Source organism: Sporosarcina sp. SAFN-015 (genome assembly GCF_059415085.1).
In genome coordinates, this window is record NZ_JBPFDR010000005.1 from 75,272 (window position 1) to 93,922 (window position 18,651).

At 38.1% G+C, this 18,651-nt stretch carries 15 protein-coding genes and 1 pseudogene; 1 reads left to right on the top strand and 15 read right to left on the bottom strand.

The annotated features are described in order from the left end of the window. Positions 1-5: 5 nt before the first annotated feature. The 13 genes and pseudogenes from ACR65H_RS10540 to ACR65H_RS10600 all read right to left on the bottom strand — a co-directional run bounded on the left by ACR65H_RS10540 (position 6) and on the right by ACR65H_RS10600 (position 15,859). Positions 6-1,679, bottom strand: a complete 1,674-nt coding sequence (locus ACR65H_RS10540) for a GNAT family N-acetyltransferase (protein ID WP_440500197.1) — start codon at positions 1,677-1,679, stop codon at positions 6-8. A 36-nt stretch (positions 1,680-1,715) separates the two neighbouring features. Beyond that, entirely contained in the window at positions 1,716-3,197 is a 1,482-nt protein-coding gene (locus ACR65H_RS10545) for a lipopolysaccharide biosynthesis protein (RefSeq protein ID WP_440500199.1), read from the bottom strand. A 75-nt stretch (positions 3,198-3,272) separates the two neighbouring features. Further along, positions 3,273-4,388 (bottom strand): aminotransferase class I/II-fold pyridoxal phosphate-dependent enzyme, encoded by a 1,116-nt coding sequence (locus ACR65H_RS10550; protein ID WP_440500385.1) that lies wholly within the window; start codon positions 4,386-4,388, stop codon positions 3,273-3,275. A 72-nt stretch (positions 4,389-4,460) separates the two neighbouring features. Continuing rightward, positions 4,461-5,048, bottom strand: a pseudogene (locus ACR65H_RS10555) (sugar transferase); the annotation flags it as partial. A gap of 3 nt (positions 5,049-5,051) precedes the next feature. Then, the gene (locus tag ACR65H_RS10560; RefSeq protein ID WP_440500200.1) at positions 5,052-6,221 is read right to left on the bottom strand and encodes a glycosyltransferase family 4 protein; all 1,170 of its coding nucleotides are present in this window, start codon (positions 6,219-6,221) and stop codon (positions 5,052-5,054) included. After that, entirely contained in the window at positions 6,221-7,501 is a 1,281-nt protein-coding gene (locus tag ACR65H_RS10565) for a nucleotide sugar dehydrogenase (protein ID WP_440500201.1), read from the bottom strand. The genes ACR65H_RS10560 and ACR65H_RS10565 overlap by 1 nt, the downstream gene beginning before the upstream one ends. 14 nt (positions 7,502-7,515) lie before the next feature. Next, positions 7,516-8,529 carry an NAD-dependent epimerase gene (locus ACR65H_RS10570; protein WP_440500202.1) on the bottom strand — a complete coding sequence of 338 codons (1,014 nt, stop codon included), beginning with the start codon at positions 8,527-8,529 and terminating at the stop codon, positions 7,516-7,518. Then, positions 8,526-10,352, bottom strand: coding sequence for an asparagine synthase (glutamine-hydrolyzing) (asnB, locus tag ACR65H_RS10575; protein ID WP_440500203.1), 1,827 nt, complete (start codon positions 10,350-10,352; stop codon positions 8,526-8,528). The genes ACR65H_RS10570 and asnB overlap by 4 nt, the downstream gene beginning before the upstream one ends. Before the next feature lie 26 nt (positions 10,353-10,378). Further along, positions 10,379-11,575: an O-antigen ligase family protein gene (locus ACR65H_RS10580; RefSeq protein WP_440500205.1), complete on the bottom strand. Its 1,197-nt coding sequence runs from the start codon at positions 11,573-11,575 to the stop codon at positions 10,379-10,381. Positions 11,576-11,659: 84 nt separating this feature from the next. Further along, complete coding sequence (locus ACR65H_RS10585; RefSeq protein ID WP_440500386.1) at positions 11,660-13,468, bottom strand: polysaccharide biosynthesis protein; 1,809 nt, start codon at positions 13,466-13,468, stop codon at positions 11,660-11,662. A 141-nt stretch (positions 13,469-13,609) separates the two neighbouring features. Continuing rightward, positions 13,610-14,362, bottom strand: coding sequence for a tyrosine-protein phosphatase (locus tag ACR65H_RS10590; protein WP_440500206.1), 753 nt, complete (start codon positions 14,360-14,362; stop codon positions 13,610-13,612). Positions 14,363-14,406: 44 nt separating this feature from the next. Beyond that, the gene (locus ACR65H_RS10595; protein WP_440500208.1) at positions 14,407-15,114 is read right to left on the bottom strand and encodes a CpsD/CapB family tyrosine-protein kinase; all 708 of its coding nucleotides are present in this window, start codon (positions 15,112-15,114) and stop codon (positions 14,407-14,409) included. Positions 15,115-15,118: 4 nt separating this feature from the next. After that, positions 15,119-15,859, bottom strand: coding sequence for a YveK family protein (locus tag ACR65H_RS10600; RefSeq protein WP_440500209.1), 741 nt, complete (start codon positions 15,857-15,859; stop codon positions 15,119-15,121). Positions 15,860-16,215: 356 nt separating this feature from the next. Here ACR65H_RS10600 and ACR65H_RS10605 point away from each other — a divergent pair, with 356 nt between their 5' ends. Next, positions 16,216-17,187 carry an arsenic resistance protein gene (locus ACR65H_RS10605; RefSeq protein WP_440500210.1) on the top strand — a complete coding sequence of 324 codons (972 nt, stop codon included), beginning with the start codon at positions 16,216-16,218 and terminating at the stop codon, positions 17,185-17,187. A gap of 69 nt (positions 17,188-17,256) precedes the next feature. Here the strand turns inward: ACR65H_RS10605 and ACR65H_RS10610 are convergent, their stop codons facing one another. Together ACR65H_RS10610 and ACR65H_RS10615 are read right to left on the bottom strand one after the other, a co-directional pair. Beyond that, positions 17,257-17,583: a four-helix bundle copper-binding protein gene (locus tag ACR65H_RS10610; protein ID WP_440500211.1), complete on the bottom strand. Its 327-nt coding sequence runs from the start codon at positions 17,581-17,583 to the stop codon at positions 17,257-17,259. 133 nt (positions 17,584-17,716) lie between these two features. Next, positions 17,717-18,535: a ZIP family metal transporter gene (locus ACR65H_RS10615; protein ID WP_440500212.1), complete on the bottom strand. Its 819-nt coding sequence runs from the start codon at positions 18,533-18,535 to the stop codon at positions 17,717-17,719. Positions 18,536-18,651: the final 116 nt, after the last annotated feature.

Genomic DNA, 18,651 nt, shown 5'->3' on the forward strand with positions numbered 1-18,651 from the left:
CCTTTTCATTCTATGATTTCATATTTTTCATTTCCAAAAAATGTTCGTTTTTCAATCTGCTTATCAATGGAAAAGCCTATAGTTTCGAGAACATTAGGCTTATTTCCAAATTCGTCTTTTACAGTTACAAACACTGTTTTTGCCTTATTGTTCTTCTTGACAAAGGAGCATGCAGCCTCCAAATTGCCCTCATGCCAATTCTTGAAATGAATTGCTTTTCTCCCGAGTCGTTCACTATAAGAAATAGGGCCAATTCGAAGTACTTTGTCATTCATCCAAATTATATTTTCGAATACTAGATTGCCTGCCGGATAATACCCCTTATATCCACGATACATTTTCTCGCAAATTTCCTTTAATTTTTTGGGGGAAATGGTTGGACTACTCATCGCATCGTTTATTGTCAATTCGATAATGTCTTCAGTGATTGCTAATTCAGGAACGTCTTTATTCTCCATTCGATAAACTACATATCGCTCTTTTTCATATAAGTACTTTTTAATACGCGACAAAAACGCATGCAACTCTCTCCTTGCACCATCTGATTCTGTCTTGTTGAATAAATTACGGATAACAAAAAGAAACTTGCCGATTGTAATGCGAATAAACAACACGAATTCATAATTCTTCTTTAATCGTTCGATTAAAGATTCCTTCATCGATAATAAGAATCGTCTAATTTTCGCGGTCATTACAGAAGATGAGAAAATCATTTTTCTTGTGTAATCTACATTTGTATTCAACGCAAATTTGTATGGTTCATATCCGATACTTAGGTCAAATACCGTAATCCTATCTTTTTTGCATTGCAAAATCTTTTCTCTTTCCAGTATTCTTCCCGGCCCGAACGGTTCAAAGTTATCATCAAAACCTAACACATACGAAAGCACTCTTCCCCGACATTTGAATCCGTAATGGAAAGCAATCATCGTATCATTAATGTAAAGTGCATCAAGTTCCGTTTGCATCGGTCCTTCCTGTATACCTACAAGACTTCGGTAAAATTCTTTATCCTTGTCATTCGTAAATCCGCTCGTGTCTCGCTTTTTCTTCCATCGATTGTCATGGAGTTGAAAGACTGTATCCATTTCTTCTTGTCCGCTACGCGAAAATTTGACTTCTCCATTTTCCCGTAACCGCTTTTCTCTTTTATCCAGCCGATGTAGTTTCTTTCTTTTATCCATATAATCTTCATGTTTTATATCTTTTAAATTAATGTATGGAGTAATTACTCGGTGAAGTGAAAAACTGTATTTTCGTTGTCGTAAATAATCCTCAATGTTTTTTGGCGTCTCAGTACTTTCTAATAACCCGTATAAGTAAAACACTACATTCTTTTTCTCTTTTATTAATTCATCGAATGTGGATTCAATAACGTCTTTTAACAAATGGTTATATACAACAAAATCCATATAATTCGCATGACCGAAAGCCATAAAAGTATACGTATGACCAAACCATCTTTTTTTGTGGATCAATGGAACAAATCCAATTGGCCTATCATCTTGTTTGAAGAGCATAATTTCCATATTATATTCGCCGCCAAAATGCTTCCACCATTCATAAACCCAAACAAATTCAATAAACGGATTTGTATTCTGATTTTCCTCCAATATGAGCGACCAATCATCCCGGTATTGTTCGAGTTGATCAAGTGATGTAATCCGTGTAAGCTCCATAATCTCCTCCTTTTATTGCTTGAATCGTCCTACTAATCACCTTGGTCCTTTAAAATCTTTAATCCTATTTACTATTGGTAAAACGATAAGGTACAGGGTATTCAACTCTTTAACCTTTAATATCTTACTGATAGTTATATAAATGGCTACACCTAATGTGATTTGCCCAATTAGTTGGAGAAGATGATTTTCATCGACGATTCTACCAACCTGGAAGACTGCAATCCCCATAATAAAAGAGATTAAAAAACTGGGAAGCAGATCTTTTATCTGTTCCATTGAAGAGTAATCGATTTCTCTCGCCGAGTAGTAAGAGTTAATTAAAAAAGAAATAAATGAATGAATTACTGTCGTCCATATTAAGCCGATAATGCCGAACCCAAACAATAAAGAACATACAATTAGAATCGCCAATAAACTCTTTTTAATAATTTCCAATAGCAGGATTAAGTCCGATCTACCCTTAACTTGAAGAACATTTAGATTGATAGAGTGAATGGGATTAAGCATTCCTGCAAAGCATAATAATTGAAAATAGATAACCGAATGTATCCATTTAATACCGAACAATACAATAAACAGCGGTTTTGCAATTGCTGCTAAACCAACCATTAAAGGAAAGTTAATAAATGCTGAAGTCTTAATAACGGACTTAAACCCATATTTCAAACGTTCTTCTTCTTGCTGAATGCTGCTAAGGACTGGATACGTGACGCGCTGTACCGTCGAAACGATTGCAAATGAAGCAAGATCTTTTATTTTTACTGCGTTTGAATAATAACCAAGTTGATTGGAAGAATACATTTTCCCAATAATAACGAAGTAACTATAATAGAAAAAAGTATCAATTAGCCCTGATAGTAATAACTTGTATCCAAAACTAAAAAACCTTTTAAATGATTGAATTTTAAATGTCAATGAAGGCATCCATTTATTAAAATACCAAAATAATCCTGTCTGTATGGATTGCAAAGCGATCATATTGAATACGAGGCTCCAAACACCAAAACCTGACATTGCCAATAAAATCGTAATACTTCCGGATAAAACGACAGAAATGACACTTATTTTTGTTAATGTTTTAAAATCCACTCTCTTCACAAGCATTGCTTTTTGGATAATCGCTAATGAATTGATGATAAATATTAAAGAGAGAACTCTTATAATTTTTGTCAGTTGTGGTTCTTCGAAAAACACACTTATCAAATTAGCCGTGCTAAATAATAGAGCATACAGTACTAACGAAATAAAAAAGTTAAAATAAAAAACAGTTGAATAGTCTTCTTGTGTCGTATGTTGATCCCGTATTAACGCTTGAGAAAATCCACTATCTACAATTGCGTTGGAAACGGATATTAAGACTAATATCATCCCAATAATTCCAAAATGTTCGGGGAGCAGCAACCGAGCAAGAATAATCTGCACGCCAAATTGAATCCCATGGTTTGCCATTAAATCTGTGAAACTCCAAAAAAGCCCTGTGATTGTTTTACTTTTTAACGACATCTGAGTCGGCATTTTTTCACCTGTTTTTTATAATTAGTAACACCTCAAAGTTTAACTTTCCAGTAGAGATGTGACGAGGTCATATCTCTACTGGCGGTACCTTAATTTCTCTCTAATGACTCGAATAACTCTTTCCTGCTCTTTCACAGTCATTTTCGAACTGGAAGGAAGACATATCCCTCTTGCAAACAAGCGTTCACTTACTATGTCATCATCTGCATGCGGATAAAACTTACATCCTTTAAACAACGGCTGCAAATGAAGCGGCTTCCAAACCGGTCTCGCTTCAATATTTTCCGCTTCCAGGGCATCCATCAGTTCATTTGCCGTAACGCCTGTTATGTCCGGATTCACTTCCATCGCCGTTAACCAACGATTCGAATAGGTTCCTTCGAGCTCTGGCATGAACACTACCCCATCAATCCCGCCAAGTGCTTTTTCATAACGGTCAAATACAGCTCTTCTAGCTTTTACACGATCATCGAGCACTTCTAACTGCGCCCGGCCGATTCCCGCTAGAACATTGCTCATACGATAGTTATAGCCAACAGTTTGATGCTCGTAATGCCTAGCTTTCTCACGCGCTTGGGTTGCTAAAAAGCGGGCACGATCCAATTTTTCAACATCATCGGAAACGAGCATCCCGCCACCCGATGTTGTAATAATTTTATTGCCATTAAATGAATAGACGCCAAACGTGCCAAACGTTCCGCTCTGCTTCCCTTTATAAGTTGAACCTAGTGATTCAGCAGCATCTTCAATAACGGGGACAGCATAAGAATCACAAATTGCCAATATTTCATCCATCTTTGCACTTTGGCCAAACAAGTTTACGACGACAACCGCTTTTGGCAGCTTTCCTTTTGCTTGCGCATCTTTCATTGCCCGCGCTAACGCAACGGGGGACATATTCCACGTCTCATTTTCGGAATCAATGAAAACAGGCTCACCGCCCAAATAATAAATTGGATTTGCACTTGCAACGAACGTCAAACTGGAACAGAAAACGACATCTCCATATCTCACGTCTAGCAATTCCAAAGCCAAGTGGATGGCGGCTGTTCCCGATGACAAGACAGCTGCTCCTGCCGCTCCAGTATACTCGGCCATTTCTTTCTCAAACTCATTCACATTTTTTCCAAGTGGTGCAATCCAGTTCGACTCAAATGCTTCATTGATATATTTTTGCTCATTCCCACTCATATGCGGTACTGAAAGAAAAATCCTTTTCGGCTCCAAATCATAACTCCTCTTTTCACCCAATATCGTTATGAGAATATAGTTGATATCTTTCAAAAAACGATAGTTCCGAATATACTCCACGTTCAGCTTTACTTTATCCGGAAAAAGGATATGGTCGTTATGCCATTTTGGGTCGTCTACGTTTGCTAATATCTGTTCTTCGTTTTTATATTTAATCGACGCAGGTCCAGTAATTCCTGGTCGTATCGTTAAAATGACCCGATCTTCCCCAGTTAATTTATCTGCATAACCTGGCACATCCGGCCTGGGGCCTACAAAACTCATATCGCCTTTCAAAACATTCAATAGCTGCGGAAGCTCATCAACTTTTGTCTTCCTGAAAAAACGTCCACATACAGTAATTCTTGAATCACTGCTTGTCGTTATCGTGGAATGATTATTCTCTGCCGGTTTCATTGTTTTTATTTTGATCACGTTAATAAGCTTCCCGTTTTTCCCTACACGTTCTTGAATGAAAAAACCGTTGCTTCTTGTATCAATAGAAGCAATAATGAAAGCAATTAGTATAATCCACCCCGTCAGTACGAGTCCGACTATGGAAAACAAAAGATCAAAAGATCGTTTGACAACCTTTTCAAAAAAAGTAAGATTGTTTTTCATTCCTCACTTCCTTGGTCTTTTGTTCATCGACCTTTCCTCTCGAAATTCGTTAAATACATTCATCTGCCTTTCTAAAACGACCTTCTCATTGAACTCTTCCAAAAATAGTCTTCGTGAGTTTTCTCCAAACCGCTTCAGTATGGACTCATCTTTCATAATTTCAAGGATCGTGTTTGCCAATGAGCTGCTATCTTTCGTCTTGCATAAGTACCCATTCACATCTGGAAAGACTTCTTCTCTGCATCCGCGAACATCCGTCGCCACAATCGGTTTGCCCATAGCCATCGCTTCAATGATGGAACGTGGCAGCCCTTCACGGTACGATGGCAATACAAACAAATCCGCAGCACATAATAGTTCCGGTATATCCTCTCTCATTCCTAAGAGTCGAATTCTCTCTTTTGTTTCCATTGGCATCGATTGAATAAGCTGTTCAACATCCAGTCCATCCCGATCGCCGGTAACTGAATCCCCTACTATCATTAACGTTGCGTCCTTCATTTCGTCCCGAACCAATTGAAATGCTTCTAAAAGTTCAACGATGCCTTTTTCTCTCACTAATCTCCCGACAAACATAATCACTTTTTCATTCGTAATTCCTAACGACTCTCTGCTCTTCACTCTGCTATATAATGCGGGGTTAAATCGATCACCCGACACACCATTATTAATATGAATAAGGTTTTCCGGTTTTTGAAAGCCTTTTGCTAAGGCCAATTCATAGTCTTCTTTGCTTTGGAAGAATAGTTTATCGGTGAAATATTTCGCCCAAATCTTTTCAAGCGAATAAATGATCTTATAGGGTATTGGTTTCATATTTTCGTGGAAGTAAAATCCGTGTGCGGTATAAACGATTAAAGGTACGTTAGCCAATCGTGCTGACAATCGAGCAACGAGACTGGCAACTGGGGTATGTGAGTGGACGATGTCAAATCTTTCTTTTCTTATCAATTTGACCAAAGCTAGCATGCTTTTCAAGTGGCTAAAGACATTCAAATTTCGTTGAAACGGTATGTGGTGAACGACATACCCATCCTTTTCAATTTCATATCTTGTCGGATCTTTATAACAAGCGATGTGAACGTCGTATTTCTGTTTACTCATCTCATCTATAAGCGGAAGCAAAAACTTCTTAACTGTAAAACTTACATTCGTAATTTGTAAAACCTTCATTATAGTCTCCATAATTGAATCTGATCGGGCTTAGTCGTCTTGTCGAACACACTTTTAATATCCATAACGATCCCTTTGCCATGTTTTAATAACCGATCGAACTGGGTCCAACCTTCATTGACATATTCCATATGAGATACGGCTAACACAACGGCGTCTGCAGGCGGCAGCTTTTCGTAAGGTGTCAATGCGAGTTGATATTCAGCAAAGGCCTCATCCACATCTGCATGCGGATCGGCTACTTGCACTTCCACCCCAAATTCCTGCAACTCTCGAATGACGTCAATTACTTTAGAGTTGCGAAGATCTGGGACATTTTCTTTAAAAGTCAATCCAAGAACTGTTACCTTCGCACCTTGTACAGGCAAATTGAGTTTTATCATTTTTTTCACTAATGCCCGTGCAATATAACGTCCGATACTATCATTGATCCGACGACCTGCAAGGATCACTTCCGGATAGTGGCCGACTGCTTGCGCTTTATAAGTCAAGTAGTAAGGATCTACACCGATACAATGACCACCGACTAGCCCTGGGAAGAAGTTAAGGAAGTTCCATTTCGTACTTGCCGCTTCCAACACTTCTGCAGTATCAATCCCGAGGCTGTCAAATATTAAGGCTAATTCATTCATAAGTGCAATATTGACGTCCCTTTGTGTGTTTTCAATTACCTTTGCGGCTTCTGCAACACGGATGGTGCTCGCTTTATATACACCTGCTTCGACAACATCGCTATAAACTTGTGCAATGATGTCCAACACTTCTGGCGTCTGACCCGATACAACTTTTGTGATCTTCGTAAATGTATGTTCCTTATCACCAGGATTAATTCGTTCTGGAGAGTAACCGACAAAAAAATCAATGCCCGCCTTTAAGCCTGAATGCTTTTCCAATATAGGTATGCACACTTCCTCGGTAGCGCCTGGATAGACGGTTGACTCGTAAACAACAATTGTCCCTTTATGAAGATTTTTCCCCACTGTTTCGGAAGCATGCTGCAATGGTGACAAATCAGGTCGGTTATGTGCATCAATTGGTGTAGGGACAGACACGATCATAAAGTCTGCCTCCTTTAATTTTTCACTATCAAATGTGAATTCAATTTGCGCTTCCTTTAAATCGTTCACCTGAACTTCATTTGTATAATCGACGCCGATCTGTAATGTAGATATTCGATGTTCGTTAATATCGAAACCGATTACCGGATGTTTTTTTCCAAAAGCAACCGCCACAGGTAACCCTACATATCCCAAGCCGATAACAGCTATTTTTCTATCCATCACAGACGACCCTTTCACAACTTTATTTGATAATACGCCAAATACCAGTCAACAAATTTGTCGACGCCATCTTTGATGGATGTTTTTGGTTTGAAATCGATTTCTTGATATAAGTCATCGACATTTGCGTAAGTGGCAGGGACATCCCCCTCCTGCAATGGCATGAAGTTCTTTACCGCTACTTTTCCTAGCTTTTCTTCAATAGCAGAAATGAAGTCCATTAAGTTCACCGGGCTACTATTTCCAATGTTGTAGACTCGGTAAGGGGCATAGCTCGTGCCGGGATCCGGATTTTCCCCGGACCAATTCGGATTAGGCATGGCGGGCTTATGAAGAAGACGGGAAATGGATTCTACAATGTCATCTACGTATGTGAAATCGCGCATCATGTTTCCATTGTTATATATATCGATCGGCTTTCCTTCAATAATATTTTTCGTAAACTTGAAGAGAGCCATATCCGGACGCCCCCACGGTCCGTATACCGTAAAGAACCGAAGACCCGTCGTCGGTAATTTGTAAAGGCTGCTATACGTATGCGCCATCAGTTCATTCGCTTTCTTAGTCGCCGCGTATAAACTGAGAGGATGATCGATCGTATCGTGCACGGAGAATGGCAATGTTGTATTGGCACCATAAACGGAGCTGGACGATGCATATATCAATTGCTTCACCTTATGCTGACGACACATTTCCAACACATTGATAAAGCCGACGATATTCGAATCGATGTAGACATAAGGATTCTCAATGCTATATCTCACACCTGCTTGTGCAGCTAAATTAATAACGATATCGATTTCATTTTCACTAAATACCGTTTGAACTTTCTCCCGGTCTACTAAATCAGTATGGTAGAACTTGAAACACTTATGATGAATGAGTTTTTCTAGCCTTGCTTCCTTTAATGAAGTTTCATAATAATTGTTCATGTTGTCTACACCAACGACTTCAAGACCCATGGATAACAATTTTTCCGATAAATGAAAGCCTATAAAACCGGATGAACCTGTAATCAATACCTTCATTTTTCTCCTCCCTCAATATGTCTAAGGAAGTTTTCATACCATTTGTGTAAAACAATAAGACTCCATATAAGGTTGGCGTGATTTTTTTTACTCTTCATATGCTCTTCAATGATGATTTCAACGATATGGAAATGAACGAGGTTTGCCTTTTCTACTTTTTCTTTAGACAGAGAGGTAACTACCAACTCTTTTAGTTCATTCTTGAACCATTCAGTTAAAGGGATTTCAAATCCCCTCTTTTTGGCAGTAAGTATATCCTTGGGGAGTAAGTCCGAAAACGTCTCTTTCAGTATGATTTTCCCTTGCGCGCCTCGCTTTTTGTATTTCAAAGGAATTTCATACGCCAATTCCACTACTTGATGATCGAGAAAAGGTGAACGTATATCTAACCCATTTATTTTACTCATTCGGTCGGTCTTTACGAGCATGTCATTTGGTAAAGCGAATTTGAAATCGGTGTACATCATCCGATTTACTGGCTCATTCGTGTTTAAATACTGAAAGTAATGAAGCAACTGTTGATCCACATTGAATCTATTGGAAGATTTATTTTTAACTAATCGAGAAATCTCGTCTTGGCCGTATGATTCCATTAGATTAACATGCATTTGAAAGGTTTCGGTCGTAGCGCTTCTGACGAACTTCTTCGCTTTCATGGCGAATGAAGTAATTGGATTTCTTTTGTCTTCAGGAATTAAACGCAATGGAGCTTCAATGATCTTCTCTCTAATCAGCTTTGGAATTTTATAATACAGCTGCTGATAATAGACACTTGTGTATTTATTATAACCGGCAAATAACTCATCCCCACCATCGCCACTTAAAGCGATAGAACTATGATTTTTAGTTAGCCGGGAAACGTAGTACGTTGGAATAGCGGAGGAATCGGCAAAGGGCTCTTCCATTTTTCCTATAATTGTTTCTATGACTTCCTGTAAATCATTAAATTCGATAAATAGTTCATGATGAGTAGTATTATGCAGTTTTGAAACTTGCTTCGCTAAAGCTGACTCATCGTATTGTTTTTGATTTTTATAGCCAATCGTAAACGTATTGAGAGGATTCTTTGACTGTTCAGCCATCAAACCTACAACAATACTTGAGTCAATGCCTCCGCTTAAAAATGCGCCAGCAGCTTCTTCGCTCTCCATACGTTCTTTAACAGAGCTAGTTAACGTCTCCCTTAACCTTTTTTGAATAGATTGATAAGAATCATCTATTTCAGCAATATCTTGTTTTATGTCCCAATATTTCATTGCTTTCAAAGTATCTTTTTCTAAAGAATAAGTAATATAATGTCCCGGCATTAATTGAAAGACATTCTCAAATATTGTTATTGGCTGCGGGATATAATAAAAACGCAAAAAACTCTCTACTGCTTCGAAATTGATTTCTTGCTTGTTATCAGCTAGTATTTTTTTCAAATTTGAGCCAAATAGCAACTTATCATGCCCATTACAATAATAGTATGGTTTTTTACCTACTCTATCTCTTACCATGACTAATTCCTTTTTAGCTTCATCCCAAATTGCAATGGCAAACGAACCATGCAAATAATTCATGAAGCGTTCACCGTATTGTTCATACATGGTAAGGATCAATTCAGAATCAGTATTGGTTTTAAATTGATGATTGTCATTTTCAAATTTCTTCTTTAGCTCTTGAGCATTGTATATTTTTCCGGTAAATCTAATTGTTTTAGAATTCGTTTTATAAAAAGTCGATTGTTCAGCCACAGCATGTAGTAGTTCATTGTCCTGAAACTGTAATTCAGCGCTTAATTTATTTAAAACTCCAGTAAAACCACACATTACTAAGCCCATCCCTCCCCAAGCAATTAGAGTGCACGCTAGCCAATTTCGTTCCCTACATTGGATGGTATCAATTCCTGCTTTTGACTATTCAACAATAGAATAAATAGGACAAACCAGAATATCGGTTGCCTCATTACATTGTGAAAGTTAGAAAAAAATAATACTTGTAATAATAAAATAAGGTAATATAGATTATTTCGTGAATTAATAGTCGCCCAAAAGAATAGTAGTAGAATAATTATTAATCCAAGTAGACCTAACATAGAAATTAAATCGATTAACGTATTATGTGCTTCCACTCCTTCGAAAGGAGAAGTTAAGCCAGATTGTGATTTAGTTCCATTTCCAATTAAAGGTGATCCAGCGAATGCTTTTATTCCGTTTTCCCATAAGATATATCTTATAGACGATTGATTGCTTACTTCGTTAAACGAATTTGATACACTTTTAACAATATCTAATGATATTTTCAGCATACTTACAAGAAATGAAAGGACGAAAATATTTATGATCACTTTTACATTTTTTTTAAATTTCATCGCCTTGAAGAAAATAACGTAACAATATATAAGAAGTGATACGATCCAAGTCAATATTAAGGCATCGCTTTCTATTTTTAATCCGACCCAGACAGCTGCGACTATATTTAGAAATCCTAGGTAAACCGGTATTTTTTTACTGTTCATTAAATATAAAGAGATAATTGGAAGGAGTAGGGTCAATATTGCTAATTGATTGGGGTTAAGTGAAAGTCCACTAAATCTTGTCGAGTAATAATAAAGGAAATCTATATAGAAGATTTTACGAATGAACAATATATACAATAAGCAGCAATAAATATATACTTGCGAAAAAATATAAAAAAATAGAGCGGCTTTTGTTAATACGTCTTGATAATCAGGTAAATGTACTACGAGAATGATTAAAACGATTGGTAGTAAAAATGCAATTGTATCCCTAAAGTCTATAATTTCAATTGATCCTTTGAACGCGCCGAAAAGATTTGAAATGAAAGCCAATAATATAAATGAATATAAAAGAGAAACAAGTTTAATACTTTTTTCAGTTACATATATTTTTTGGTTGTATGCCAGTTGAATGACCAGCATGATTACCGTAATTGTTAATAACAATTCACCTATTCCAACAGGTCCAAAAAACCTTACTTTCGTAAAGGATGTAGAGCTCAATGCAACACCAAGAAGGATGGGGATCATTTTGTTCGAATTCATTATTATCTCCTTCGTATAGTCGAATGATAATAATCTAAACTTCATGAATACTATATTCTGTCCCATTCAATATTAAAATATATTTCATGCTACAGATGTTTTGCGGTTAGCTACTTCAATTAACGTCTTCGTCATTTCATCTACCGGCATATCCAAAAGTTTTTCAAGTATGCTGTTCATTTCTTCCTTGCTTATCGGTGCTGATTTTCCTACATAAATTTTAGGGAAGATTTGATTGGTTTGAATCTCGTCTTCATTCAGAAGCTCTTCAAAAAGTTTTTCGCCTGGACGAATTCCAGAGAAAACTATTTCTATTTCATCTTCGCTATACCCCGATAGTTTAATTAAGTTTTTTGCCAAATCGATTATTTTTACCGGTTCGCCCATGTCGAGTACAAACACCTCTCCCTTCATAGCAAGCGTACCAGCCTGAATGACAAGCTGAGAAGCCTCTGGTATTGTCATAAAATATCTTGTCATCTCGGGGTCTGTGACAGTAATCGGGCCGCCTTCTTTAATCTGTTCTCTAAACAGTGGGACTACACTTCCTCGAGACCCTAACACATTCCCAAAACGCACTGCAGCAAACTTCGTTTTGCTTTCTTTCGCAAGGTTCTGCACAATTATTTCAGCGAACCGTTTCGACGCACCCATGACATTCGTAGGATTAACTGCTTTGTCCGTAGAGACCATGACAAAATACGTGACGTCATACGCGTCTGCCGCTTCGGCGATATTTTTCGTACCGAATATGTTATTTTTGACGGCTTCCTTTGGATTTGCTTCCATCAAAGGGACATGTTTATATGCTGCCGCATGATAGATAACATCCGGCTTAAACTCACTGACTATTTCTAAGATCCTCAAACGGTCTTTAATATCAGCAATAATCGGGATAATTTTTGTATGAACATCCACATTCTTTCGTAATTCCATATCTATGTTGTAAATTGAATTTTCACCATGACCTATAAGTATGATACTTTTAGGCTTGAATTTACTTACTTGCCGGCAAATTTCAGACCCTATTGACCCTCCCGCGCCTGTGATAAGAATTGTTTTATTTGCAAGCTTTTCTTCAATTGCTTTCAAATCAAGCTCAACTTCTTCTCTACCGAGGAGATCTTCTATTTTTACGTCACGCATGTCAGTGACAGAAACTTTTCCCGTCATCAAATCCTCGATACGTGGGATTGTCATTGTCTTTACTCCCGTTTCAATACACCGTTTTGAAAGGCTCACCATATTCTGTTTTGATAAGGATGGAATAGCAATAACAATTTTTTCAATATCATATTCTTTTACGAGCTTCGGAATATCCATTGTGCCGCTTGCAACTTTCACTCCATAAATCTCTAATCCGGTTTTAGATCGATTATCATCAACGAATAGTACAGGTTTCATTCCTGATTCGGGATTCTGGAGGACTTGGCGAGCTATCATTGTCCCTGCCTTCCCTGCTCCGACAATCATTACGCGGGTTGCCTCAATGTTCTTTTGTCGATTTACCGTTTCACTCATGAGTCTAATAGATAATCTCGATCCTCCGATTAAAAGAATATGCAGCATCCATGTGAGAATGAGCGCTCTATAAGATACGTTATACATGAGGACAAGTTGGACGACCATGACAACTGTTATAGTCAACGTTACTGCCTTGAAGATCGAATTCAGTTCACCAGTCGACGCGTAGGACCAGGCTTTTCTATAAAGCCCAAACTTCCACGCAAAGTAATGATGTGCAATTTGAATTGTGATGACGCATATGAAGAGCACTTTATTAGTAAATACATTGATGTGCGGATACAAGATGAAATACCCGACATAGATCGAAAATAGAACAATAAGGGAATCGATAATTGCGAGTATACTCATTCTCATTTTCATTTTCATTAACACGAGGGCCCCTCCCACTCCTTCCCAACCCAACTATGTAAATAGTAAGCGTCGCAGTCAAATGACGTCTTTACATAATTGTCTCCTTTCCAGAATACTCGCTAGACTTGAAAGTAACTGGGGCTTAGCTCATTGATTTCACCATTTTTTTTTCACTGGAATTTCCGGGTCTAGAACAATGAACGCGTCGTCTTTTAAAATACGCTCGTTATTTTCTAATAAAATGTCAATACTATCGTGTTTTTTCTTTTTTTCTAGATAGCGAAGTCCTTCATTGAACAATAACGGCCTCGCCTTTGTATCATGAACATCCGATCCATATGTATGAATTAGATTTGCTTCGACAAGTTGAATTGAAAGTCGTTGAACTCTTTTCCCGAAATGACCTGATAGGCTTCCTGCATTCACCTGTGCAAATGCTCCAAGTCGAATCAACCGCTCGAGTCGCGCGGGTTTCTGAGCAATGGCACTGTTCCGTTCAGGGTGTGCAATAATTGGTATAGTGTTATATTCAAGCATCGATTGTATGACTCTTTCTATATAAAGTGGAATAGATTGTGACGGCAGTTCGAGTAGTAAATAACGTGACCCTGCAAGCGTCATCGCTTCACCCTCTATTATTTTTTCTATGACGTTTTCATGAAGTCGCACTTCTTGTCCGGTGTGAAGTTTGATTGGATATTTCCCTGCACGCAGACTATCTGTAAGAAGTCGAATTTGACCTTCGATCTCTTTTTTGGGGACATGGTAATGAGGACTGAATGCATGCGGTGTTGCAATCATATCTGTAATTCCTTCTTTCACTGCTTTTTCCACAATACGTATTGTATCCTCAATTGTTTTTGGTCCATCGTCTACACCAAACAAAACGTGACAGTGCATATCAATCATTTGTCTCTCCTTCCTAGCAGTAAAAGAGTATAAATTGATACTTCCTATTCCCCCTTAACACCATTGTAATTATAATAATAATGGCCCTTTTCAAGTTTATAATTGTTCAATATGACTCCTAAGACATTCGCCTTGGAAGTTTCTAGCAATCCCTTCGCCTTTTTAACGTCGTTTTTCTCGGTTTTTCCAGAACTAACGACTAAAATTGTTCCATCACATTTGTTTGAAAGAATTTGTGCGTCAGCAACTAAAAGAATTGGCGGTGCGTCGATAATAATAATGTCATACTTTGATTTCATTTCAGTGATAAGATCATCCATTGTACTTGATCCAAGGAGTTCGGCGGGATTGATTGGCATCGTCCCACAAGTGACAAGTTCCAGCCCTTTGAATTGGGTTCTTTTGATAACCTCATTTAGTCCCCCTTGTCTTTTTAAAACATGGGATAGACCAGGCGAAATTGTTGTTCTAAACGTATAATGTGTCGTTGGTTTTCTCATATCTGCATCGACTAACAATACTTTCTTTCCGGCTTGAGCGAAAACTATCGCGACATTTGCTGCCATTGTCGACTTTCCTTCCCCGGAAGAAGTAGAGGTAAAAAGAAGGGTTTTTATTTTTTTATCCGGCATTAAAAAAATAATATTCTCTCGGATCATTCGGAATTGCTCTAAAGAGAGAGACTTAGAGACATCTCTACCAACAAGTTTACGTGAAGCTGTTCGACTGTTCTTCTTTCTCTTTTTAAACATCCTACTATCCCCTTCTCCATATACGACCTAATACCCCTTTTATCCTATTGGGTTCCGTTTCCGCAATCGGACTTACAATCCCAATAACGGGAAGACCTAATAATTCTTCAATATCCTGCTCTGTTTTAACGGTCATATCCAAATAATTAAGGAGAAACGCCATTCCGACTCCAATCATTAATCCACTGACAGCCGCGATTGTCATATTCAGCAACGGATTTGGCTTTGCGGGTATTGGATTCTCGAGATAGACCGCCGGCGAGAGGACATACACATTATTAACGTTCAATAATAGTTGGATTTCCTCTTGGAGAACTTCTACAATCGTATTGGCTATATCTACCGATCTATAAGGTTCTTGATCGTTGACACTTATTTTAATAACTTGGGAATCTTGTGTAGTTTCTACTTTAATCTTTTTTTCAAGTAAAGCCGGAGTTGTATCCAGTTCCAAAATATCAATGACTTTCGAAAGAATTGCAGGGCTTTTGATAATGACGATATATGTATTTATAAGTTGAATATTCGTCTGAATGTCTTGAGCACTAACTTGGAATTGTTCTGTCTGCTTCTGATTTATAAGTATTTGTGTTGATGCTTTGTAAGTAGGGGTCAAGAAAAAGTAACTTATGACTCCAGTTATGGCCATTGCAAATAGGGCGGTACCGATAATGAATATAAACCGCTTTCTAACTACTTTGATCAAATCATGTAAGCTGATCGTTTCTTGCATAGGCTTACTCATCCCCTTTACAGCGAATTGTCACAGTTATCCAGATTTCTATAGTTCTTTAAATTTATTATTCTCAAGTCCTTCAATTCAAATCTATATATTTATCCTATGCAGTAACAAAATAATATAGTTCCAATATCATCACGCGGAAAAATCTATGATATTGAATTGACGCGCACAGTTATTATATGCAATCGAGCCCAATTCGGTTAAAACTCTCTTAGGAACTAAACACGAAAAAATTTTCCCAAGCACGAAAAAAGCACGAACCTTGATCGTTACAATCGAATCTTTGGAATGCTACTATAGTGAAGTGTGGATGTACTACGAGAAATTATGGATTGGAACATACCGGAGGGTTTGCTGAAATGATGACGCGAGAAAAATTAGAAGAAGGACAAATAATACTGTATGCAATAGTTATAATGGTTGCTGCCGGATTAGGTTTGTTCGCACCTGACTTCGCTGGTCGATTGGATACTACGATTACTGTAGTCATTGGTATATTGATGTATAGTATGTTTTCTCAAATTCCTTTTGCATCTTTGAAAAACCCATTTGAGAACCGCCGTTTTATTGGAGCTTTACTTACTGTTAACTATATGGCGGTGCCTATTGTCGTATGGCTATTAACCAAGTTATTACCGGATTATCCGCCATTATTGCTTGCCGTTTATTTAGTTTTGTTAACTCCTTGCATTGATTATGTTATTGTTTTTACGGCTCTCGGTCGGGGAAATGAAAAGTTATTGCTGATGGCGACTCCTATTCTTTTCGTCACCCAAATGATCCTACTACCTTTATATTTATCGTTGTTTATGGGAAGGAAAGCGGTAGGAATCGTGGAAGTGGGACCATTTCTTGAAGCATTTTTCGGGTTAATTGTCATCCCTTTAGGAATTGCAATAGTGATCCAGTTGTATTCAAAAAACGCAAGAATCGGAGCTAACATTATTGATTTCTCCTCATGGCTTCCAGTTCCTTTTATGGCTCTTACCTTACTTGTTATTGTAGCTTCACAAATAGGGAAACTTTATGTATACATAGATGTAATTAGTAAGGTGATTCCGATTTATATCGCTTTTATGATCATTATGCCTGTCATCTCTCGAATCATCGTAATGTTATTTAAGCTTGAGATTAAAACAGGACGCGCGCTAATTTTTAGCGGAGCTACTCGTAATTCACTTGTTGTCCTTCCTTTTGCATTGGCATTGCCTGATAATGTAAGTTCGTTAGTTGTAGCCCTAATTGTAACCCAAACAATTGTGGAGCTAATCGGTTCACTTATTTATATTCGCGTCATCCCAAATTTACTTTTGCGTGATAAAACGATATAGATACATATATTATAAAATGGAACCTTTCTGGAAATAGTTTCGATACTCCAGAAAAGTTCCATAGTTTTTTTATGCTGCTGCTTTACGGCAGGCGTCTGCACATTTCCGGCAAGCTTCAGCACAACGCTTACAATGTTCATGTTCATGCTTCGCACATTCTTCAGCACACTGTTCACACACATCTGCACAGAGATTTAAAATCTGATTTGTGAAAGGACTGTTCCGCGTGATCGCTTGTACAGCAAATGCGCAAATATCCGCACATTCACGGTCCAATCGGATACATTCAGCCATCATCTTGACGTCTTCTTCTTTTAAGCATGCGTCAAAACATGTATTGCATGCTTTTAGACATTCTTGAATTACTTTGAGACACTCCTCGTATTTCTTGTCCATGTTACTCCCTCCTTCTCTATTTACGGTCAGTTTTATTTTCCCTTAATTGAAATTTTAAATCGTATATATGAAAACAAATAATAAAACAGCCAGTGGTATCATTCACACTGGCTGTACTTTTGTAGTTTTATTCTTATCCAAATGCGACGTCTAATATCATCATTACAGCAAATCCAAGCATTAAACAAAGCGATGCTAGATCCTTATTGCCATTTTCCTGCGAACCTGGGATGACCTCTTCCACAACGACGAAGATCATTGCGCCCGCAGCAAAACTTAAGGCGAATGGAAGAAGTGGCTGCATCGTTGTCACTGCAAGTACACCAATCACAGCGGCTATCGGTTCAACCGCTCCTGAGAATTGTCCGTAAAAGAAACTTTTCCGGCGAGACATCCCGTCTCGGCGAAGCGGCATCGAAACAGCTGTCCCTTCTGGAAGGTTTTGAATCCCTATTCCAATTGCTAAAGCAATTGCAGCTGCCATTGTAGCGGACGGCATTCCAGCCGCTACTGCACCGAATGCTACACCAACCGCGAGACCTTCAGGTATATTATGCAAAGTGATGGCGAAGACAAGAAGTGTGCTTCGTCGCTTGCTGGCAGGATTTATGCCTTCTGCATCTTTCATGGAAGAGCTTGGATGCAAGTGAGGAATGATTTTATCCGCCACTCCTAGAAAAAGGCCACCCAATAAAAAGCCGACAACTGCAGGAAACCAAGATGGAAACGAACTATTAGCCTCGGCCATTTCGATAGCGGGCGCTAGCAACGACCAAAAGCTGGCCGCAATCATTACGCCGCCCGCAAATCCCAGCATACCATCCATTAACTTCTGGTTAACTTTCTTGGTCGTAAAGACCAAAGCAGCCCCGATAGCAGTCATCCCCCATGTGAACAATGTGGCGATCAATGCTTGATAGACTGGACTTAGCCCTAAAAAATAATCCATCATATCTATTCTCCTTACTTCTTACTGTCATATCGATAGTGCTATTATATGTCTAATGTTTCCCTTGTGCAACATTATAATTTCAAGTAGGTTTAATCGAAATAATATTATTCACGAAA